Source organism: Pseudomonas sp. HMWF032 (genome assembly GCF_003060885.1).
Taxonomy (GTDB): domain Bacteria; phylum Pseudomonadota; class Gammaproteobacteria; order Pseudomonadales; family Pseudomonadaceae; genus Aquipseudomonas.
Window position 1 is genome coordinate 353857 of sequence record NZ_QAIG01000005.1, and the last position, 17046, is coordinate 370902.

The 17046-nt window shown below is 61.7% G+C and carries 18 protein-coding genes and 1 pseudogene; 3 read left to right on the forward strand and 16 right to left on the reverse strand.

Translation table 11 applies throughout. From position 1 onward, the window contains the following. Positions 1-63: 63 nt before the first annotated feature. The 11 genes and pseudogenes from DBR00_RS04455 to DBR00_RS04505 all read right to left on the reverse strand — a co-directional run bounded on the left by DBR00_RS04455 (position 64) and on the right by DBR00_RS04505 (position 9174). Positions 64-387 carry a DUF3392 domain-containing protein gene (locus tag DBR00_RS04455; protein WP_108487809.1) on the reverse strand — a complete coding sequence of 108 codons (324 nt, stop codon included), beginning with the start codon at positions 385-387 and terminating at the stop codon, positions 64-66. Between the two features lie 30 nt (positions 388-417). Beyond that, positions 418-1578, reverse strand: a complete 1161-nt coding sequence (gene hemW, locus DBR00_RS04460; protein ID WP_108487808.1) for a radical SAM family heme chaperone HemW — start codon at positions 1576-1578, stop codon at positions 418-420. Next, positions 1575-2171 (reverse strand): RdgB/HAM1 family non-canonical purine NTP pyrophosphatase, encoded by a 597-nt coding sequence (gene rdgB / locus DBR00_RS04465; protein WP_108487807.1) that lies wholly within the window; start codon positions 2169-2171, stop codon positions 1575-1577. Before rdgB ends, hemW begins: the two co-directional genes overlap by 4 nt. Positions 2172-2184: 13 nt before the next feature. Continuing rightward, complete coding sequence (locus DBR00_RS04470) at positions 2185-2604, reverse strand: DUF4426 domain-containing protein (protein ID WP_108487806.1); 420 nt, start codon at positions 2602-2604, stop codon at positions 2185-2187. Between the two features lie 40 nt (positions 2605-2644). Continuing rightward, positions 2645-3265 (reverse strand): methionine biosynthesis protein MetW, encoded by a 621-nt coding sequence (metW, locus tag DBR00_RS04475; RefSeq protein WP_090250134.1) that lies wholly within the window; start codon positions 3263-3265, stop codon positions 2645-2647. Positions 3266-3267: 2 nt separating this feature from the next. Continuing rightward, positions 3268-4407, reverse strand: coding sequence for a homoserine O-acetyltransferase (locus DBR00_RS04480; RefSeq protein WP_108487805.1), 1140 nt, complete (start codon positions 4405-4407; stop codon positions 3268-3270). A 96-nt stretch (positions 4408-4503) separates the two neighbouring features. Continuing rightward, the gene (locus DBR00_RS04485) at positions 4504-6486 is read right to left on the reverse strand and encodes a dynamin-like GTPase family protein (RefSeq protein ID WP_108487804.1); all 1983 of its coding nucleotides are present in this window, start codon (positions 6484-6486) and stop codon (positions 4504-4506) included. A gap of 236 nt (positions 6487-6722) precedes the next feature. Beyond that, positions 6723-7020 (reverse strand): annotated as a pseudogene (locus tag DBR00_RS04490) (DUF167 family protein). Between the two features lie 11 nt (positions 7021-7031). Further along, the gene (locus DBR00_RS04495) at positions 7032-7622 is read right to left on the reverse strand and encodes a YggT family protein (protein WP_108487803.1); all 591 of its coding nucleotides are present in this window, start codon (positions 7620-7622) and stop codon (positions 7032-7034) included. A gap of 10 nt (positions 7623-7632) precedes the next feature. Then, on the reverse strand, positions 7633-8451 hold the full coding sequence (gene proC, locus DBR00_RS04500; protein ID WP_108487802.1) for a pyrroline-5-carboxylate reductase: 819 nt from the start codon (positions 8449-8451) through the stop codon (positions 7633-7635). 36 nt (positions 8452-8487) lie between these two features. Beyond that, positions 8488-9174: a YggS family pyridoxal phosphate-dependent enzyme gene (locus DBR00_RS04505; protein WP_108487801.1), complete on the reverse strand. Its 687-nt coding sequence runs from the start codon at positions 9172-9174 to the stop codon at positions 8488-8490. Positions 9175-9237: 63 nt separating this feature from the next. Between DBR00_RS04505 and DBR00_RS04510 the strand changes: the two genes are divergently transcribed. Together DBR00_RS04510 and DBR00_RS04515 are read left to right on the forward strand one after the other, a co-directional pair. Then, positions 9238-10272 (forward strand): type IV pilus twitching motility protein PilT, encoded by a 1035-nt coding sequence (locus DBR00_RS04510; RefSeq protein WP_108487800.1) that lies wholly within the window; start codon positions 9238-9240, stop codon positions 10270-10272. A gap of 105 nt (positions 10273-10377) precedes the next feature. Further along, positions 10378-11523 carry a PilT/PilU family type 4a pilus ATPase gene (locus DBR00_RS04515; RefSeq protein ID WP_108487799.1) on the forward strand — a complete coding sequence of 382 codons (1146 nt, stop codon included), beginning with the start codon at positions 10378-10380 and terminating at the stop codon, positions 11521-11523. On the opposite strand, the gene DBR00_RS04520 is transcribed toward DBR00_RS04515, so the two are convergent. Both DBR00_RS04520 and DBR00_RS04525 read right to left on the reverse strand, forming a co-directional pair. Further along, positions 11489-12367, reverse strand: coding sequence for a TIGR03915 family putative DNA repair protein (locus tag DBR00_RS04520; RefSeq protein WP_108487798.1), 879 nt, complete (start codon positions 12365-12367; stop codon positions 11489-11491). The two genes, DBR00_RS04515 and DBR00_RS04520, sit on opposite strands and share 35 nt — an antisense overlap. Beyond that, positions 12367-13578: a putative DNA modification/repair radical SAM protein gene (locus DBR00_RS04525; protein WP_108538020.1), complete on the reverse strand. Its 1212-nt coding sequence runs from the start codon at positions 13576-13578 to the stop codon at positions 12367-12369. Before DBR00_RS04525 ends, DBR00_RS04520 begins: the two co-directional genes overlap by 1 nt. Positions 13579-13725: 147 nt before the next feature. Between DBR00_RS04525 and DBR00_RS04530 the strand changes: the two genes are divergently transcribed. Next, positions 13726-14124 (forward strand): TM2 domain-containing protein, encoded by a 399-nt coding sequence (locus DBR00_RS04530; RefSeq protein WP_108489866.1) that lies wholly within the window; start codon positions 13726-13728, stop codon positions 14122-14124. Between the two features lie 122 nt (positions 14125-14246). Here DBR00_RS04530 and DBR00_RS04535 read toward each other — a convergent pair whose 3' ends face one another. The 3 genes from DBR00_RS04535 to pyrR are packed head-to-tail and all read right to left on the reverse strand — an operon-like array spanning position 14247 to position 17042. Next, on the reverse strand, positions 14247-15518 hold the full coding sequence (locus DBR00_RS04535; protein WP_108489867.1) for a dihydroorotase: 1272 nt from the start codon (positions 15516-15518) through the stop codon (positions 14247-14249). Then, complete coding sequence (locus tag DBR00_RS04540; RefSeq protein WP_108489868.1) at positions 15518-16525, reverse strand: aspartate carbamoyltransferase catalytic subunit; 1008 nt, start codon at positions 16523-16525, stop codon at positions 15518-15520. Before DBR00_RS04540 ends, DBR00_RS04535 begins: the two co-directional genes overlap by 1 nt. A gap of 10 nt (positions 16526-16535) precedes the next feature. Then, positions 16536-17042 carry a bifunctional pyr operon transcriptional regulator/uracil phosphoribosyltransferase PyrR gene (pyrR, locus tag DBR00_RS04545; protein ID WP_108489869.1) on the reverse strand — a complete coding sequence of 169 codons (507 nt, stop codon included), beginning with the start codon at positions 17040-17042 and terminating at the stop codon, positions 16536-16538. Between the last annotated feature and the right edge of the window lie 4 nt (positions 17043-17046).

The following is a 17046-nucleotide window of genomic DNA, read 5'->3' on the forward strand; positions in this document are numbered from 1 at the left end:
AGTTGGCGGTTACGCCTGCAAGCGGGAGCCCGTGCTCAGGCTCCCGATCAGTTCGCCAGCAGCCTAGCTCCGATCCGCGAGAATGCCGATGATAAAGAACACCAGAATCAGCACCGGGGCCAGGGTGAAATTGTTGAAGAAGCCCAGGCCCTTGGCCAGGTACGGCGTGGCGAAGACCATCAGCAGGCCGTAGCCCACCGCGCAGAGCAGGACGAAGATCAGCGTGCGCAGGATGAAGTTCATGCTGCTGGTGTTGCGTTGCACCCAGGTGTTGATGCCGGGGCCGAAGAGCACCAGCAGGGTGGCCATGATCGCCAGGGAGATGTCGTACAGGTGGCCACGGCTCCAGCGCGACAGGGTGACGATCAGGTCGAGTAGCAGGTCCATCCGGTGTCCTTAGCCGTGGCGGCGTGTACGTCAGGGTAGAAAATACTGCAGCAGATCGTTGAGAAACAGCTGGCCTTCGCGGGTGGCGCATAGGCGTGTCGGATCGCTGTGCAGCAAGCCGCGCTTTTGCGCCTCGACGCGCGCGGCAGCAAGCAGACTGAGCGGCAGGCCGGTGCGTTGAGTGAACAGTTCGCTGGCGACGCCGTCCGTGAGGCGCAGCACATTCATCAGAAATTCGAAGGGCAGCTCATCAGCACCGAGGATGCGCTTGCCGGCGCTGAAGCGCTTGCTGGCGTCGAGGTAGTCCTTGGGTAGGCGGGTTTTCCAGCTACGGCTGATGCGCCCGTTCGGCTGGCTAAGTTTGGCGTGAGCGCCAGCGCCGATACCGAGAAAATCGCCGAAGGTCCAGTAGTTCAGGTTGTGCCGCGCCGCTTTGCCGGGCTGGGCGTAGGCCGACACTTCGTACTGCGCATAACCTTCAGCGGCCAGCAGCGCTTGTCCGGCTTCCTGAATGTCCCACAGCACATCGTCTTCCGGCACTTCGGGCGGCTGGTTCCAGAACACCGTGTTCGGCTCCACCGTCAGCTGATACCAGGACAGGTGCGTCGGCCCTTGGGCAATGGCGGTACGCAGATCGCTGAGTGCATCCTCGATGGACTGGTCCGGCAGGCCGTGCATCAGGTCCAGGTTGAAATTGTCGAAGCCGGCGGCGCGGGCCATATCGGCGGCGTGTACGGCTTCATCGCCGTTGTGGATTCGGCCCAGGGCGATCAGCTTGGGCGCCTGGAAACTCTGCACGCCAATCGACAGGCGATTGATGCCCAGGCGGCGGTAGTCCTTGAACTTGGCCTGTTCGAAGGTGCCGGGGTTGGCTTCCAGGGTGATTTCGATATCGGCGGCAAATGGTACGCGCCGCTCTACGCCTTGGAGCAGGCGGCCGAGGGCCTTGGCCGAAAACAGGCTGGGGGTGCCGCCGCCAAAGAAAATCGAACTCAACGGCCGGTTATGCACCTGCGCCAGATCAGCATCCAGATCGGCCAACAGGGCATCGACGTACTCATCTTCCGGCAGGTTGGGCCCGGCGGTGTGGGAGTTGAAGTCGCAGTACGGGCACTTCTTCACGCACCAGGGAATGTGCACATAGAGTGCAAGGGGCGGCAGCGCGAAGCCACCGCCGGACGCCGTGGTCATGCCAGGCCCAGCCGCTGTTTAAGCAGGGCCATGGCGCGTGCGCGGTGGCTGATCTGGTTTTTCTCGGCCGCCGGCAGTTCAGCGCTGGAGCAGTCGCGCTCGGGCACCCAGAACAGCGGGTCATAACCAAAGCCTTCCACGCCTTGCGCGGCGTGCAGGATACGTCCGTGCCAGAGGCCTTCGCAGATGATCGGCAGCGGATCGTCGGCATGCCGCACCAGCGCCAGGCAGCAGACGAACTGCGCGCCGCGCTCGGCGTCTGGCACGTCTTTTAGCGCGGCGAGCAACTTGGCGTTATTCGCCGCGTCACCTTGGCCATCGGCGTAGCGCGCCGAGTAGATGCCCGGCGCACCGCCGAGAAAATCCACTGCCAGGCCGGAATCGTCGGCCAGCGCTGGCAAGCCTGACAGGCGTGCGGCGTTGCGCGCCTTGAGAATGGCGTTTTCGATAAACGACAAGCCGGTTTCTTCCGGCTCAATCATGGAGAACTCGCCGACCGAGCGCACGCGCACGCTGCTGCCGAGCATGGCTTGCAGCTCTTTGAGTTTGCCGGCGTTGTGGCTGGCCAATACCAGCTCGTTGAAAGGCATCATGTATTCAGGGCCATCATTCGTCTGGGAAGACTTCCTGGTTGAAGTCGAAGCTGTGCGCCACGCCATCGGCCGCGCGCACGTTGATGGTGAAGCGCAGCATTTCACGCTGGCTGAAGGTGAATTGTGCCAGGTAATAGATGGCCTCACCTTCGTTGACCTGTTTGAAGGTCAGCGGCTGGCTACGGCCGACCAGGTCCTTCACTTCGCCACTGACGCTGGCGTTGCTGGCCTTGCCAGCCTTGAGCACGGAAATGTTCACCACGCCCTGGGTCTTGCTGCGCACCAGGCCGTTGGCGGCGGCGATATCTGGCTGTAGAAAGCTGGAATTGAAGGCGATGTAGTGCACGTCGAGGTCGCCGAACGTCTGCTTGCGTTCAGCCAGCGCTGGCAGGCTCAGGCACAGGGCGATCAACAGTAGTGCGATGCGACGCATAAGGGTTCTCCAGATGGACAGCAGCCTGGGATAAGGCCGCTCAATTGGCGATTTGAACATCCTGGGCGGTCGGCCCGCTGATCCGGTAAATGCCGATTTCACCTAACAGGTTAGGCCAAATCCGGCTGGCCCAGCCGTGCCGGTGGTCGCGGTCCACGGCCAGGCGATCCATCACTTTCGCACCTTGATCGTGACACAGCTTTTCGAAGTCTTCGAAGGTGCAGAAGTGGATGTTCGGCGTGTTGAACCAGGTGTATGGGAGAAAATCCGACACCGGCATGCGGCCCTTGGTGGTGAGGTACCAGCGGCAGTGCCAGTGGCCGAAGTTGGGGAAGGTGATGATGCAGGTCTTGCCGACCCGCAGCATTTCCGCCAGCACCTTGTCCGGGTAGTGCAGGGCTTGCAGTGACTGGGTCATGACCACTACATCGAAGCTGTTACTGGCGAAGTTGCCCAGCCCCTTGTCGAGGTTCTGCTCGATCACGTTGACACCCTTGCTCACGCATTGGGCGATGTTGTCCGCATCGATTTCCAGGCCGTAGCCGCTGACCTGCTTGTGTTCGGCCAGCCAGGCGAGTAACTCGCCATTGCCGCACCCCAGGTCGAGCACACGGCTGCCTGCGGGAATCCACTCTTGGATGATGTCGAGGTCCGCGCGCATGGCTACACCTTAATCCGTTTCATATAGCTGTCGAACGCCTGCAGGTAGCGCGGGATCGGCATCAGGAAGGCGTCGTGGCCCTGGGGGGCGTCGATTTCCAGGTAGCAGACGTTCTTCCTCGCGGCAGTCAGGGCATCGACGATTTCCCGCGAGCGTGCCGGCGAGAAGCGCCAGTCGGTGGTGAAGGACATCACGCAGAAATCAGCGCTGACGTGGGCCAAGGTCTTGGCCAGGTCGCCATCGTGATTGGCTGCCGGATCGAAGTAGTCCAGCGCTTTGGTCATCAGCAGGTAGGTGTTGGCGTCAAAGCGGCCGGAGAACTCCTCGCCCTGGTAGCGCAGGTAGCTTTCCACCTGAAACTCGACGCTGTGAAAGTCGTAGTTGAGTTTTTCACTCTTCAAACCACGGCCGAATTTCTCGCCCATGGCGTCGTCCGACAGGTAGGTGATGTGGCCGACCATACGCGCCAGCATCAGGCCGCGTTTGGGGATCACGCCCTGTTCCTGAAAGTGTCCGCCGTGGAACTGCGGGTCAGTGAGGATCGCCTGGCGCGCCACTTCGTTGAAGGCGATGTTCTGCGCCGACAGCTTGGGTGCCGAGGCAATCGCCAGGCAGTGGCGCACGCGCTCGGGGTAGCTGATGGTCCATTGCATCGCCTGCATGCCGCCGAGGCTGCCGCCGATCACGGCTGCCCACTGGCGGATGCCGAGGTTGTCGGCCAGCCGCGCCTGGCTGTGCACCCAGTCCTCCACGGTCATCACCGGGAAGTCCGCGCCAAAGGGTTTGCCGGTCGCCGGGTTGATGCTGCTGGGGCCGGTGGAACCGTTGCAGCCGCCGAGGTTGTTCAGGCTGACGACAAAGAACGTGTTGGTGTCGATAGGCTTGCCGGGGCCGATGCAGCTGTCCCACCAGCCCGGTTTACGGTCGTCGGCACTGTGGTACCCGGCGGCGTGGTGGTGGCCGGAAAGGGCGTGGCAGATCAGCACGGCGTTGCTCGCCGTGGCATTCAGTTCGCCATAGGTTTCGACGATCAGTTGGTAGTCGGCCAGGCTGCGCCCACAGGCCAGCGCCAGAGGTTCTGCGAACTGCAGCACCTGCGGGGTTACCAGGCCAACAGAGTCTTGGGGAAAGGCAGTCGGCATCGACCCTGCTCGCAAAAAAGGAAGAGCCGCAGTCTAAAGAGCGCCGCCCCAGGCGGCAAGCGCATGGGGCGGCTGTGTAGTGCTGATAAGAAGGGGCTATTCGCCGATGCTGTGTGGGCGTGCGGCCCCTGGCAGATTGACTACCTTACCTTGGCGCTGCACAGGTGCAGGTCGGCGCAGGGTGCGCAGCATGTCGTTGGCTTGCGCCAGTTGCTGTTCCAGTTCGCCGCTGTAGCGTGCCAGTTGCTGGCCGCGCTGGCGCGCCTGCTGAGTCTCCTGGGCCAGGGCCTTGAGCCGCAGCATGTGGGTCTCCAGCAGTTGCTTGTGCTCCAGGGTGTGCTGCATCAGCGGCATCAGCGCATCGTTGGCCCACTGCTCGGTTTCCTGGCGCATGCGCTGATGCAGGCCGATCACTTCCTGCACCAGGGTGGCGAAGAAGCGTTTGGTCAGGCTGCGCTGTTCAGTCAGCAGGGTTTTCAGCTGCAGGCGGAACTGGTCGGCCTTGGTCTGCTGCTGCTTGAGTTCACGCAGGTAGCGGTTGACGTTGAACTGCGGTGCGTCGACGCCGTGCAGCGGGTTCTCTTCGTTGTGCCGACGGTAGATGGCCGCGATCATCTTGTTGGCCATCTCGGCTTCCTGCGCTAGGTTGTGCAGGTCCTGCTCTATGCTGCGAAAGAAATGCAGGATGGCCTGGTTGATACCCAAGGTGGTCCAGCTGCCGGTGAGGTTCTTGCGCACCTTGTTCAGGTGTTCGTCCAGGCGTTCGCTGCGTGAGGCGTGGCGCAGCAGATCGCCCTGACGCTTAAGCAGGCGCTGGTTGGTTTTCAGGCCCAGCAGGCGTTTGTGGTGCTGGCTGTGGTCTTCCTTGGTCTTGGCGGTCAACTCGAACAGCATCTGGCCATTGTCGTGCTGGTGATTGCTCAGCAGAGCCTGTTGTTCGTTGACCTTTTCCAGGCGCAGGTTGAGTACATGCTGGCTGTTCTGCAGCAGCTTCAGCACCTGATTGACCACGCGGTCCTCGAGCAGGCGTTCTTTCTGCGCAATGATGCGCTCGCAGAGCAGGTTTTCCAGGTTGCTCATCTGGCTGCGGGCCAACAGCTCGGTGTCCTTGCGCACCTTGGCCAGCATCGCCTGCTTAGCCGACAGCGGCAGTACGTCCTCGACGCGGATGCCGAGCTGGCGCGCGGTGCTGGTCTGGATCTGGCGGATGGCGTTTTGCACAAAGGCTTCGCCGGCCAGGTCATCCCAGAGCACGTCGATCTTGTTCAGCACGGCGAACAGGCTGGTCTGGGTGTCTTCGTCAAGCTGGCGGATATGCTGCTGCCACACGGCCATGTCGCTGGCGGTCACGCCGGTGTCGGCGGACAGCAGGAAGATGATCGCCTGGGCGCTGGGCAGCATCGACAGGGTCAGCTCCGGCTCGCTGCCGAGGGCATTCAAACCAGGCGTATCAAGAATGCGTAAGCCCTGACGCAGCAGCGGGTGGTCGAAGTTGACCATGGCGTGACGCCAGGCCGGCACCAGCACTTCGCCGGGTTTGCTGGTGCTTTCCAGCATGTCTGGGTGAAAGCCCAGGGCGATCGCCTGCTCCACGGGCATGGGCTTGGTTCGGGCGACCTGATTGAAGGCCTGCACCATGTTGTCCGGGTCACTGAGGTCCAGCGGGATATTCACCCAATGTCGGGGAATGCGCTTGAACTGCGCCACGCTGGCTTCGGCGACACGGGTTTCAATGGGCAGCAGGCGGATATAGGAGCGTTCCGAACGGGGGTCGAAGAACAGCTCGGTGGGGCACATGGTGGTGCGCCCCGCCTGGGACGGCAGCATACGCTGGCCGTAGGACGAGAAGAACAGGCTGTTGATCAGCTCGGTCTTGCCACGCGAGAACTCGCCGACAAAGGCCAGGGTAATGTGGTCGGTACGCAGCAGCTTCAGTGCGCGCTCAAGCTTGGCCTCCACGGCCTCGGAGTTCAGCCGGTTGGTCATGAGCCAACTGCGATAGCGTGTGATCTCACGCATCAGCTCGCGCTTCCAGGCGACGTACGCATCCACCTGCTGACTGAGACGTTCCATGCTCATCCTGGCTTTCCTCCGGTTGGCGCATCCATTGTGGGGCGACTGGGGCTATACGGCACCCAAGTCAAGTCGGGCACACATTGCATGTTGCCGCTTAGCGAGTCGACGCGGCAGATGACGCTTTAAAGCCTGTGAAATTAAGCCAGATCCACGACGTTCGTGGATTGACTCGATTGGCATTATGCGGGCCACAGCTATGGCGTCAATTGCATGTCGTCGCACGCCCGCCTTATGGTCAGTCAGGGTGACTGAGTGGTCAGTTCCAGCTCCGGCGGAAGTCGTTGCGGCTGTTTGATGCGCACGCGTTTTTGCCGGCTTTGCTGGCCGCTTTCCAGGCTGACCTGGCTTTTGCTGACGGCCAATGCGCAGGCCAGGAAGGCCAGCAGCAGCGCATTGGCTTTGCCGTCTACGGGGGGGCGCGGTGAGGCGGATTTTCAGCCGATCACCGTGCAGCCCGGCGAACTCATCCTTGCTCGCCTTGGGCTGCAGGTGGCAGTCGAGGATCAGGTCGGCGCCGTCCCAGCGAAAATGGCTCATCGGTGCTTGGCTCAGATCGCCAGGCTGAGGCCTTTGTACATCCCGGTCATGATCGCCAGATTGCGGATCACCAGCATGTCGATCAGGTTGAGAATCAGGAATGCGACGATCGGCGACAGGTCCAGCCCGCCCATGCTCGGCAGCAAACGGCGGATCGGCGACAGCAACGGTTCGCAGATCTGATTGATCAGCATGGCGGTGGGGTTATGGCTGCCCTGGGCGACCCAGGAGAGGATCACGCTGATGATCAGAGCGAAGAAGAACACCTTGAGGAACAGCGCGGTGACGCCAACAATCGACCACACCAGCAGCTGCAGCGGGTTATCCACGCCATAACCGAGCAGCATCAGGGTTAATGCCATCAGCACCAACTGCACCAGGATGGCCAGCACCAGCGAGGCCAGATCAAGCCCGGCGACGCTCGGAATCACCTTGCGCAGCGGTTTCAGCAGCGGGTGGGTGGCGCGTACGATGAACTGGCTAAGCGGGTTGTAGAAGTCTGCCCGCACCAGTTGCAGGATAAAGCGCAGCAACACAATCAGCAGGTACAGGCTGCCAATGGTCTGCAGGATATAAACAGCGGCGTTGTCGAGTCCGATCATGGTGGCTCCTTTATTGACCCAGTTGTTCGGCCAGCTCGGCAGAGCGGTGGGCGGCGGCGTTCAGGGCTTTCTCGACCAGGGCTTCGAAGCCATTGGCCTGGAAGGTCTTGATTGCGGCTTCGGTGGTGCCGGCCGGTGAGGTGACCCGGCGGCGCAGTTCACTGGCCTCGACATCGCTGGCCACGGCCATCCGGGCCGCGCCGAGTGCAGTGTGCAATGTCAGCTGGGCGGCGGTCTCGCGCGGCAGGCCGAGTTTCTCGCCTGCGGCGGTCATGGCTTCGATCAGCAGGAAGAAATACGCCGGACCACTGCCGGATACGGCGGTGACGGCATCGATCTGCGCTTCCTGATCCAGCCACAGCGCCAGGCCAACGGCGCTGAGCAGCTGTTCGGCCTGCTGGCGCTGGGCCGGTGAAACCTGCGCATTGGCATACAGGCCGCTGACGCCCTGGCGCAGCAACGCCGGCGTGTTGGGCATGCAGCGTACAATCGCGCGCGGGCCGAGCCAGTTTTCCAGGCTGGCGCAGCTGATTCCGGCCGCAATCGACACCACCAACTGCTGTGCGCCGATGTGCGCGGCGAGGTCCAGGCAGACCGCCTTCATCACCTGCGGCTTGACCGACAGCACGATTACGTCTGCGCCCTGGATGGCTTCGGCGTTGGCCTCGAACGTGGTAATGCCGAACTCAGCGCTGATCTTGCTGCGTTGTTCGGCACCGCAGTCGCTGGCGCGAATGGCGTCGGCGCCGATGCCCTGGGCACGCAGGCCGCCGATCAGGCTGGCAGCCATATTGCCGGCACCGATAAAGGCAATGCGGGGAGTGGTCATAACGGGCTTCCTTAATAAGGCTGAAGGCAAACTCAATCAGTGGCTGCTGTAGTCGCGCGCGCCGAACAAGGCGGTACCGATGCGCACCCAGGTTGCGCCTTCGGCGATCGCCGCTTCCAGATCATGGCTCATGCCCATGGACAGGCTGTCGAGGCCCAGGTTCAGGTCGTGTTGCAGTTCGCGCAAGCGGGCGAAGGCGGCACGTTGCTCGCTGGGGTCATCGGTGGGCTCGGGGATTGTCATCAATCCACGCAGCCGCAGGTTGGGCAGTTGTGTAACCGCGTGTGCCAGCGCCGTTAACTCGTCCGGGTGACAGCCCGATTTGCTGGCCTCACCGCTGACATTCACCTGCAGGCAGATATTCAAGGGCGGCATGCCTATCGGACGCTGATCAGACAGGCGTTGGGCGATTTTCAGGCGATCCACCGAATGCACCCAGGCGAAGTGCTCGGCGATCGGCTTGGTTTTGTTCGATTGAATCGGGCCGATAAAGTGCCAGGTCAGCGGCAGATCGCTCAGTTCGGTCTGCTTTTCCAAGGCTTCCTGCAGGTAATTCTCGCCGAAGTCCGGCACGCCGGCAGCAAAGGCTTCACGGATCGCCGCAGCAGGTTTGGTTTTGCTTACCGCGAGCAGGCCGACAGCCGCATAATCGCGCTGCGAGGCTTGCGCCGCCTCACGGATACGCGCTCCGACCTTTGCAATATTCTCTGCTATCGTGGACATTACTTGCGCCCGCCGCCTGGGTTTCGCGGCATTCTACCTGCTTGTCTGTCATTAGGGAGTCCCATGGATATCACTGAATTGCTGGCCTTCAGTGCCAAGCAAGGTGCATCGGACCTGCATCTCTCCGCTGGCTTGCCTCCGATGATTCGGGTTGACGGTGATGTTCGCCGGATCAATCTGCCTGGGCTGGACCACAAACAGGTCCACGCACTGATCTACGACATCATGAACGATAAGCAGCGCAAGGATTTTGAGGAGTTCCTCGAAACCGATTTCTCCTTTGAAGTGCCGGGTGTTGCGCGTTTCCGGGTTAACGCCTTCAACCAGAACCGCGGTTCTGGCGCGGTATTTCGGACCATTCCCTCGAAAGTACTGAGCATGGAAGACCTCGGCATGGGCGAGATCTTCCGCAAGATTTCCGATGTGCCGCGCGGCCTGGTGCTGGTCACCGGGCCAACCGGTTCGGGCAAGTCGACCACCTTGGCGGCGATGCTCGACTACATCAACAGCAACAAGTACCACCACATTCTCACCGTCGAAGACCCAATCGAGTTCGTGCACGAGTCGAAGAAGTGCCTGGTCAACCAGCGCGAAGTGCACCGTGACACCCTGGGCTTCTCCGAAGCCCTGCGCTCGGCGCTGCGGGAAGACCCGGACATTATCCTGGTCGGCGAGATGCGTGACCTGGAAACCATCCGCCTGGCGCTGACTGCCGCAGAAACCGGTCACCTGGTGTTTGGCACCCTGCACACCACCTCGGCGGCCAAAACCATCGACCGTGTGGTTGACGTTTTCCCGGCTGAAGAGAAGTCCATGGTGCGTTCCATGCTGTCTGAGTCATTGCAGTCGGTGATCTCGCAAACCCTGCTGAAGAAAATCGGCGGTGGTCGCGTGGCGGCCCATGAAATCATGATCGGCACCCCGGCCATCCGTAACCTGATCCGCGAGGACAAGGTGGCGCAGATGTACTCGGCGATCCAGACCGGTGGTTCTCTGGGTATGCAGACGCTCGATTCCTGCCTGAAAACCCTAGTGTCCAAAGGTATCGTCACGCGCGAAGCCGCGCGGGAAAAAGCCAAAACTCCGGAAAACTTCTAGACCGACAACACTCAGGTGGTTCCGCCACCGGGTCCACACCAGCGGCAATTCACGCGCCTGCCGCTGGCCTTTGCATAACCGCGTGATGCACATGGGCGAACAACGATGGAATTCGAAAAACTGCTGCGCCTGATGGTTGAAAAGGGCGGCTCTGACCTGTTTATTACTGCGGGCGTGCCACCGTCGATGAAGGTCAACGGCAAGATCATGCCGATCACCAAGACGCCCATGTCGCCGGAGCAGACCCGCGAAACCGTGCACGCTGTGATGAACGAACAGCAGCGCCGTGACTTTACCGAGAACCACGAGTGCAACTTCGCCATCAGTGCCCGCGGCGTTGGCCGTTTCCGCGTCAGTGCGTTTTACCAGCGCAACCTTGCCGGCATGGTGCTGCGTCGCATCGAGACCAACATCCCGACGCTGGACGAGCTGAAACTGCCGGAAATCCTCAAGAAGCTGGCCCTGACCAAGCGCGGCCTGGTGCTGTTTGTCGGCGCGACCGGTACCGGTAAGTCGACCTCGCTGGCCGCAATGATTGGCTACCGCAACAAGAACAGCAGCGGCCACATCATTTCCATCGAAGACCCGATCGAGTACATCCACCAGCACCAGAGCTGCATCGTCACTCAGCGTGAGGTGGGCATCGACACCGAGTCCTTCGAGGTGGCACTGAAGAACACCCTGCGCCAGGCGCCTGATGTGATTCTTATCGGTGAGGTGCGTACCCGCGAAACCATGGACCATGCCGTGGCCTTCGCCGAAACCGGTCACTTGTGTCTGGCTACCCTGCACGCCAACAACGCCAACCAGGCGCTGGACCGCATCATCAACTTCTTCCCCTCCGATCGGCAGAACCAGGTGTGGATGGACCTGTCGCTCAACCTCAAGGCCATCGTCGCGCAGCAACTGATTCCAACCCCGGATGGCAAGGGCCGCCGTGCGGTGATTGAGGTGCTGATCAATACCCCGCTGGCGGCTGACCTGATCCGCAAGGGTGAGGTGCATGAGCTCAAGTCACTGATGAAACGCTCCACCGAGCAGGGCATGCAGACCTTCGACCAGGCGCTGTACAACCTCTACAGCCAGGGTGAGATCACCTATGAAGATGCGCTGCTGTACGCCGACTCGGCCAACGACCTGCGCCTGATGATCAAGCTCGGTTCGGAAACCGATGGTGATCACCTGAGCAGCATGGCCCAGGGTCTGTCGCTGGAAATCAGCGACGAAGAGCCGGGTCGCCGCTTTCGCTGAGTGCGGGTGGTTGCGTGCTGGGGTGGCGAATGCGTTTGCCGCCCTGGCGCGCTACGGCTTCGGCCTGGCCATCGCGTTGCGCGCCGGCGCGGGCCTGGCTCATCAATTGTGGAATCAGCGTGCCTTCCGGCAGATTTTTCCAGAAGCGCACGGGCATGCTGGTTTCCAGGGCACTGCGGTTCAGCCGCGCTGGGTTGAAGGTGCTGCCGTAATAGGCCAGCCACAGTGCTTCTCCCTTGTCCTCGGGCGCTTGCGCCAGGCGCTGCCATTCACTTGGGCACGGTCGTTGGTAGTGCAAGTGCTGGCCGTCCCAGTAGACGCCGTCATCCGGCGTGGCAATAAGCCATGTGTTTCGCCCTAGGCGTTCGGCAAAGTGTCTGCTGGCACTGGCGAGGATGTCATGGGCCGGTTCGTGCCAGGCCACCAGTTGTGGCCCTTCGGCGTTTTCCGGGCGTGGATGAAAGCGTAAGAAGGCATGCAGGTGATGGGCCTCGCGGCGTATCGCCTTGAGTCGTTTGTGCAGCTGGCTGCCGTCAATATCCCCCGGCAGCATGGCGGCGTGATCACCCTGGGCGACGCGCCAGAGAATCCGATAGAGCAGGCTCCAGCGATCCTCGACGCGAAAATAGGCCGCATTCTGCAGCAGTTCCAGTAGCTGCTTGGGGATGCGCAGTGCTGGTTTTGCTGCGGGTGGATTGCTGGGTGATGGCGTGTGGTCGAACAGACCGCGGCTGGCTCCGTCAGCCAGCCAGGTGATCTGATGTGGCGGCACGCCTTGCTGTAACAGGCTTCTAGCGACCTCACGCCAGCCGGCAAAGCTGCCGTCGAATTGCGCGCTGTGCATCACCACAGCGCCATTTGTGCAGGGGTTTCGCTCAGTTGCTGGCGCAGCAGCAGGGATTCGCGGCTGGCCTGCAGGGGGCGATAGTCCTGGGTGACGATAAAGGGCTTGGCCTTTTCCAAGGCGCAGCGCAGGCGTGTGAGGTCATCGAAGCGGATGCGCTTTTCCCGGCGTAAGGCCACCAGCCGTTTGGCGCTGAGCACGCCGATACCGGGCACGCGGGCGATCATGGCCGGTTCGGCGCGATTGAGGTCGACCGGGAAATGCTCGCGGTTGTTCAGTGCCCAGGCCAGTTTCGGGTCAATGTCCAGGGCCAGATTGCCGGGGCCCTTGAGCAACTCGCCCACCTCGAAGCCATAACCGCGCAAAAGGAAATCAGCCTGATACAGCCGGTGTTCACGCAGCAGCGGCGGGGCTTCGAACGGCACGGTATTCGGGCTCTGCGGAATCGGGCTGAACGCGGAGTAATAGACCCGACGCAAGCGGTAATTGCCGTAGAGCGAGGCGGCGGTGTGCAGGATGGTGCTGTCGTCGGTGGCATCGGCACCAATGATCATTTGCGTGCTTTGCCCAGCCGGGGCGAAGCGTGGCGCGCGTGTTTCCGCGCGCGCTTCGCTCTCGCCTTGGTGGATGGAATGCATGGCCTGCTTGATGGTGCGCACCTGCTTTTCCGGGGCCAGACGGATCAGGCTGCTTTCAGTGGGCAGTTCGATGTTCACGCTGAGGCGATCGGCGTAACGACCGGCTTCAGCAATCAGCAGCGGGTCGGCATCGGGGATGGTTTTGAGGTGGATGTAGCCGCGAAATTCATGTTCCTCGCGCAGCAGTTTGGCCACGCGGATCAGCTGCTCCATGGTGTAATCGGCCGAGCGGATGATCCCCGAGCTGAGAAACAGGCCGCTGATGCAATTGCGCTTGTAGAAGTCGAGGGTCAGGGTCACCACTTCTTCGGGTGTAAAACGCGCGCGCGGCACGTCGCTGGAGCGGCGGTTGACGCAGTACTGGCAGTCATACAGGCAGAAATTGGTCAGCAGGATTTTCAGCAAGGCCACACAGCGCCCGTCCGGGGTGAAGCTGTGGCAGATGCCCATGCCGTTGGTCGAGCCGATGCCGCTCTTGCCCTTGGAGCTGCGGTTGGGCGCGCCACTGCTGGCGCAGGAGGCATCGTACTTGGCGGCATCGGCCAGCACGGTGAGCTTTTCGATCAGTTGCATGATACGGCCTGCATTGACTGGTTATGCATACAGTATCTGGCAACCGGCAAGCACCTTCAAGGGGATGGGGCGGCCGAATTTCCTCCTGCGGCGAACCTTGCGTAGAGTGTGGCGTCCAACCGTCATATCAATAGGGGAGGCAATTCCATGCAGCGACAGGACACGCACAGCAAAGTCATCGGCTACTTGCTGTGGATTTTTGGCTTTCTCGGCGCGCACCGTTTTTATTACGGCAAACCGGTGACCGGAACCATTTGGTTCTTCACCTTGGGCTTGCTGTTTATTGGCTGGATTGTTGACCTGTTTCTGATCCCGGCCATGGACCGCGAAGCCGATCTGCGCTTTACCGCCGGTGACACCGATTACAACGTGGCCTGGATTCTGCTGACCTTTCTCGGCATTTTCGGCGTGCACCGCATGTATCAGGGCAAGTGGATCACCGGCATCCTGTACCTGTTTACCGGTGGCTTGTTCCTGATCGGCGTGCTGTATGACTTCTGGACGCTGAATAATCAGGTATCAATCAAGAACGCTGAGCGCGCTTGAGCGGCTGACCAAACGCGTATGTTTTCGCAAGTTTTGCCGTGTCGTGGGAGGGGCTTTAGCCGCAAAACGCTGTTAAACGCTCGCCGCTAAAGCGCCTCCCACGGGGTCCTACCCGTCAGCTTTCAGGCTTGATAGCTGATACGGCCGTCTACCAAGGTGTAGCGCACGGCACCCGGCAGGCAATGACCGATGAACGGGCAGTTGTCTCCTTTTGAATACCAGGTTTCACCGGCCACGCTTGAAGCCTGCGGATCAAACAGCAGCACATCGGCCGCTGCGCCCACACGCAGGCTACCCGTCGGCAGACGTAGCGCCTGTGCGGGGCCACTGCTGAGGCGTGCGAGCAGTGTGGGCAGGTCAAGCAGGCCGTCCTGCACCAGGCTCATGGCCAAGGGCAGGAGCAGTTGCACGCTGCTGATGCCAGGTTCGGTGGCCCCGAATGGGGCGAGTTTGGCGTCGCGTTCATGCGGCTGGTGATGGCTGGCGATGGCGCTGATTACACCGCTTTTCACGGCAGCGCGCAGGCCGTCTCGGTCAGCGACTGTGCGCAGCGGTGGCTGCACGTGGTACAGGCTGGAGAAGTCGCTCAGTGCCTCATCGGTGAGGATCAGTTGATACAGCGCCACATCGGCGGTGACCGGCAGGCCTCGGGCTTGGGCGTCGGCGATCAGTTGTGCGCCGCGAGCGCTGGTCAGTTGGCTGAAGTGCGCGCGTACGCCGGTTTGCTCAACCAGCAACAGGTCGCGAGCCAGTGCCACTGTCTCTGCAGTTTCCGGAATACCCGGCAGGCCGAGGAAGCTCGCGGTGGCCCCTTCATGGGCGAGGCCGCCTTCAGCCAGGTCGTGATCCTGAGAATGGAAGATCACCGTCAGGTCAAAGGTGGCCGCGTATTCCAAGGCGCGGCGCAGGGTGCGGTTATTGCGGAAACTGTCCAGGCCGTTGCCGAAGGCCACGCAGCCCGCGTCGCGCAGGGCTACCAGCTCTGCCAGTTGCTCGCCTTCCAGGCCTTTGCTCAATGCGCCAATCGGGAACACTTTGGTGTGCCCGGCTTCGCGGGCGCGGTCGAGAATCAGCTCAGCCACCGCTGGCGTATCCAGAACGGGCTTGGTGAAGGGCGGGCAGCACAGGCTGGTGACGCCGCCGGCGGCTGCGGCCAGAGTTTCCGTTGCGATGCTGCCTTTGCGGCTGTAGCCCGGTTCGCGCAGGGCGACGTTAAGATCGACCAGCCCTGGCGTGGCGACCAAGCCTTGGGCGTCGATGCTCTGCTCGGCGACAAAGCCGGCGGGTGCCTGGCCGATGGCGACCACTTTGCCGCGTTCAATGTACAGGTCCGTTTGCTGATCAAGACCGCTGGCCGGGTCGATTACGCGGGCGGCGAGGATACGGATACGCATCAGTTCTGCTCCTCGGCATCTTGATTGAGCTGGCGCTGCGCGGTTTGCCCGCTCATGGCCATGGACAGCACCGCCATGCGGATGGCAATGCCGTAAGTGACTTGATTGAGAATCACCGACTGCGGGCCATCGGCCACCGCCGATTCGATTTCCACGCCGCGGTTGATCGGGCCCGGGTGCATGACCAGAGCGTCCGGTTTGGCCAATTTAAGGCGTTGTTCGGTGAGGCCGAACAGGCGGTAGAACTCGCCCTCGCTGGGCAGCAGGCCGCCGGTCATGCGCTCGCGCTGCAAGCGCAGCATGATCACGACATCGACGTCCTTGAGCCCTTCATTCATGTCGCTGTAAACCGTCACGCCATATTGCTCGATGCCAACCGGCAGCAGGGTTTTCGGTGCGATCACGCGAATATCCGGGCAGCCCAGGGTTTTCAGCGCCAGCATGTTCGAGCGCGCCACCCGCGAATGCAGGATGTCGCCGACGATGGCCACCGAGAGATTCTCGAAGCCGCCTTTGTGCCGGCGAATGGTCAGCATGTCGAGCATGCCCTGGGTGGGGTGGGCGTGACGGCCGTCGCCGCCGTTGATGATGGCCAGATTCGGGCACACATGCTCGGCAATAAAATGCGCGGCACCGGAGTCCGCATGGCGCACGACAAAGATGTCGGCGGCCATGGCTTCCAGGTTGCGCAGGGTGTCGAACAGCGTCTCGCCTTTACTCGTGGAACTGGTCGAAACGTTGAGCGTGATGACGTCCGCTGACAGGCGCTGGGCGGCCAGTTCGAAGGTGGTACGCGTGCGCGTGGAGTTCTCGAAGAACACGTTGCACACCGTTTTGCCGCGCAGCAGTGGGACTTTCTTGACCGCGCGTGCGCCGACTTCGAGGAAGGAATCGGCGGTGTCGAGGATTTCCGTCAACAGCTCACGGGACAGGCCGTCGAGGGACAGAAAATGGCGCAGTTGGCCTTGGTCATTGAGCTGCAGCGAGCGCTTGGCTAGGGTCGTCATGGGGCGAGTCTCAGTGGGCAAGCGTCTGGAATTCGAGGGTCAGCGGTGTGGGACCGGTCAATTTTACCCGCTGATCCGCCGGCAGTGACAGTGTGGCGCCGACCACATCCGGACGAATCGGCAACTCGCGGGCATTGAGATCCAGCAGGCTGACCAGGGTCACGCTGGCTGGGCGGCCATAATCGAACAGCTCATTGAGTGCGGCGCGGATGGTGCGGCCGCTCATCAGTACATCGTCGATCAGCACCAGATGCTGGCCTTCGATCTCGAACGGCAGCTCGGATGGTTGCACCTGCGGGTGCAGGCCATTCTGGGTGAAGTCATCACGGTAGAAGGACACATCGAGAATGCCCAGCGCGTCCTGGCGGCCGAGGGTTTCGAGCAAGGCCTGGGCCACCCAGACGCCGCCGGTGCGGATGCCGATAAAGCGCGGCGCACTGATTTGCCGTTGGTTCAGGTGGCGGGTCAGGGCGTCGGCCATTTGCGGTAGCAGTTCGGCCGGGTTGGGTAAGCTCATGGCA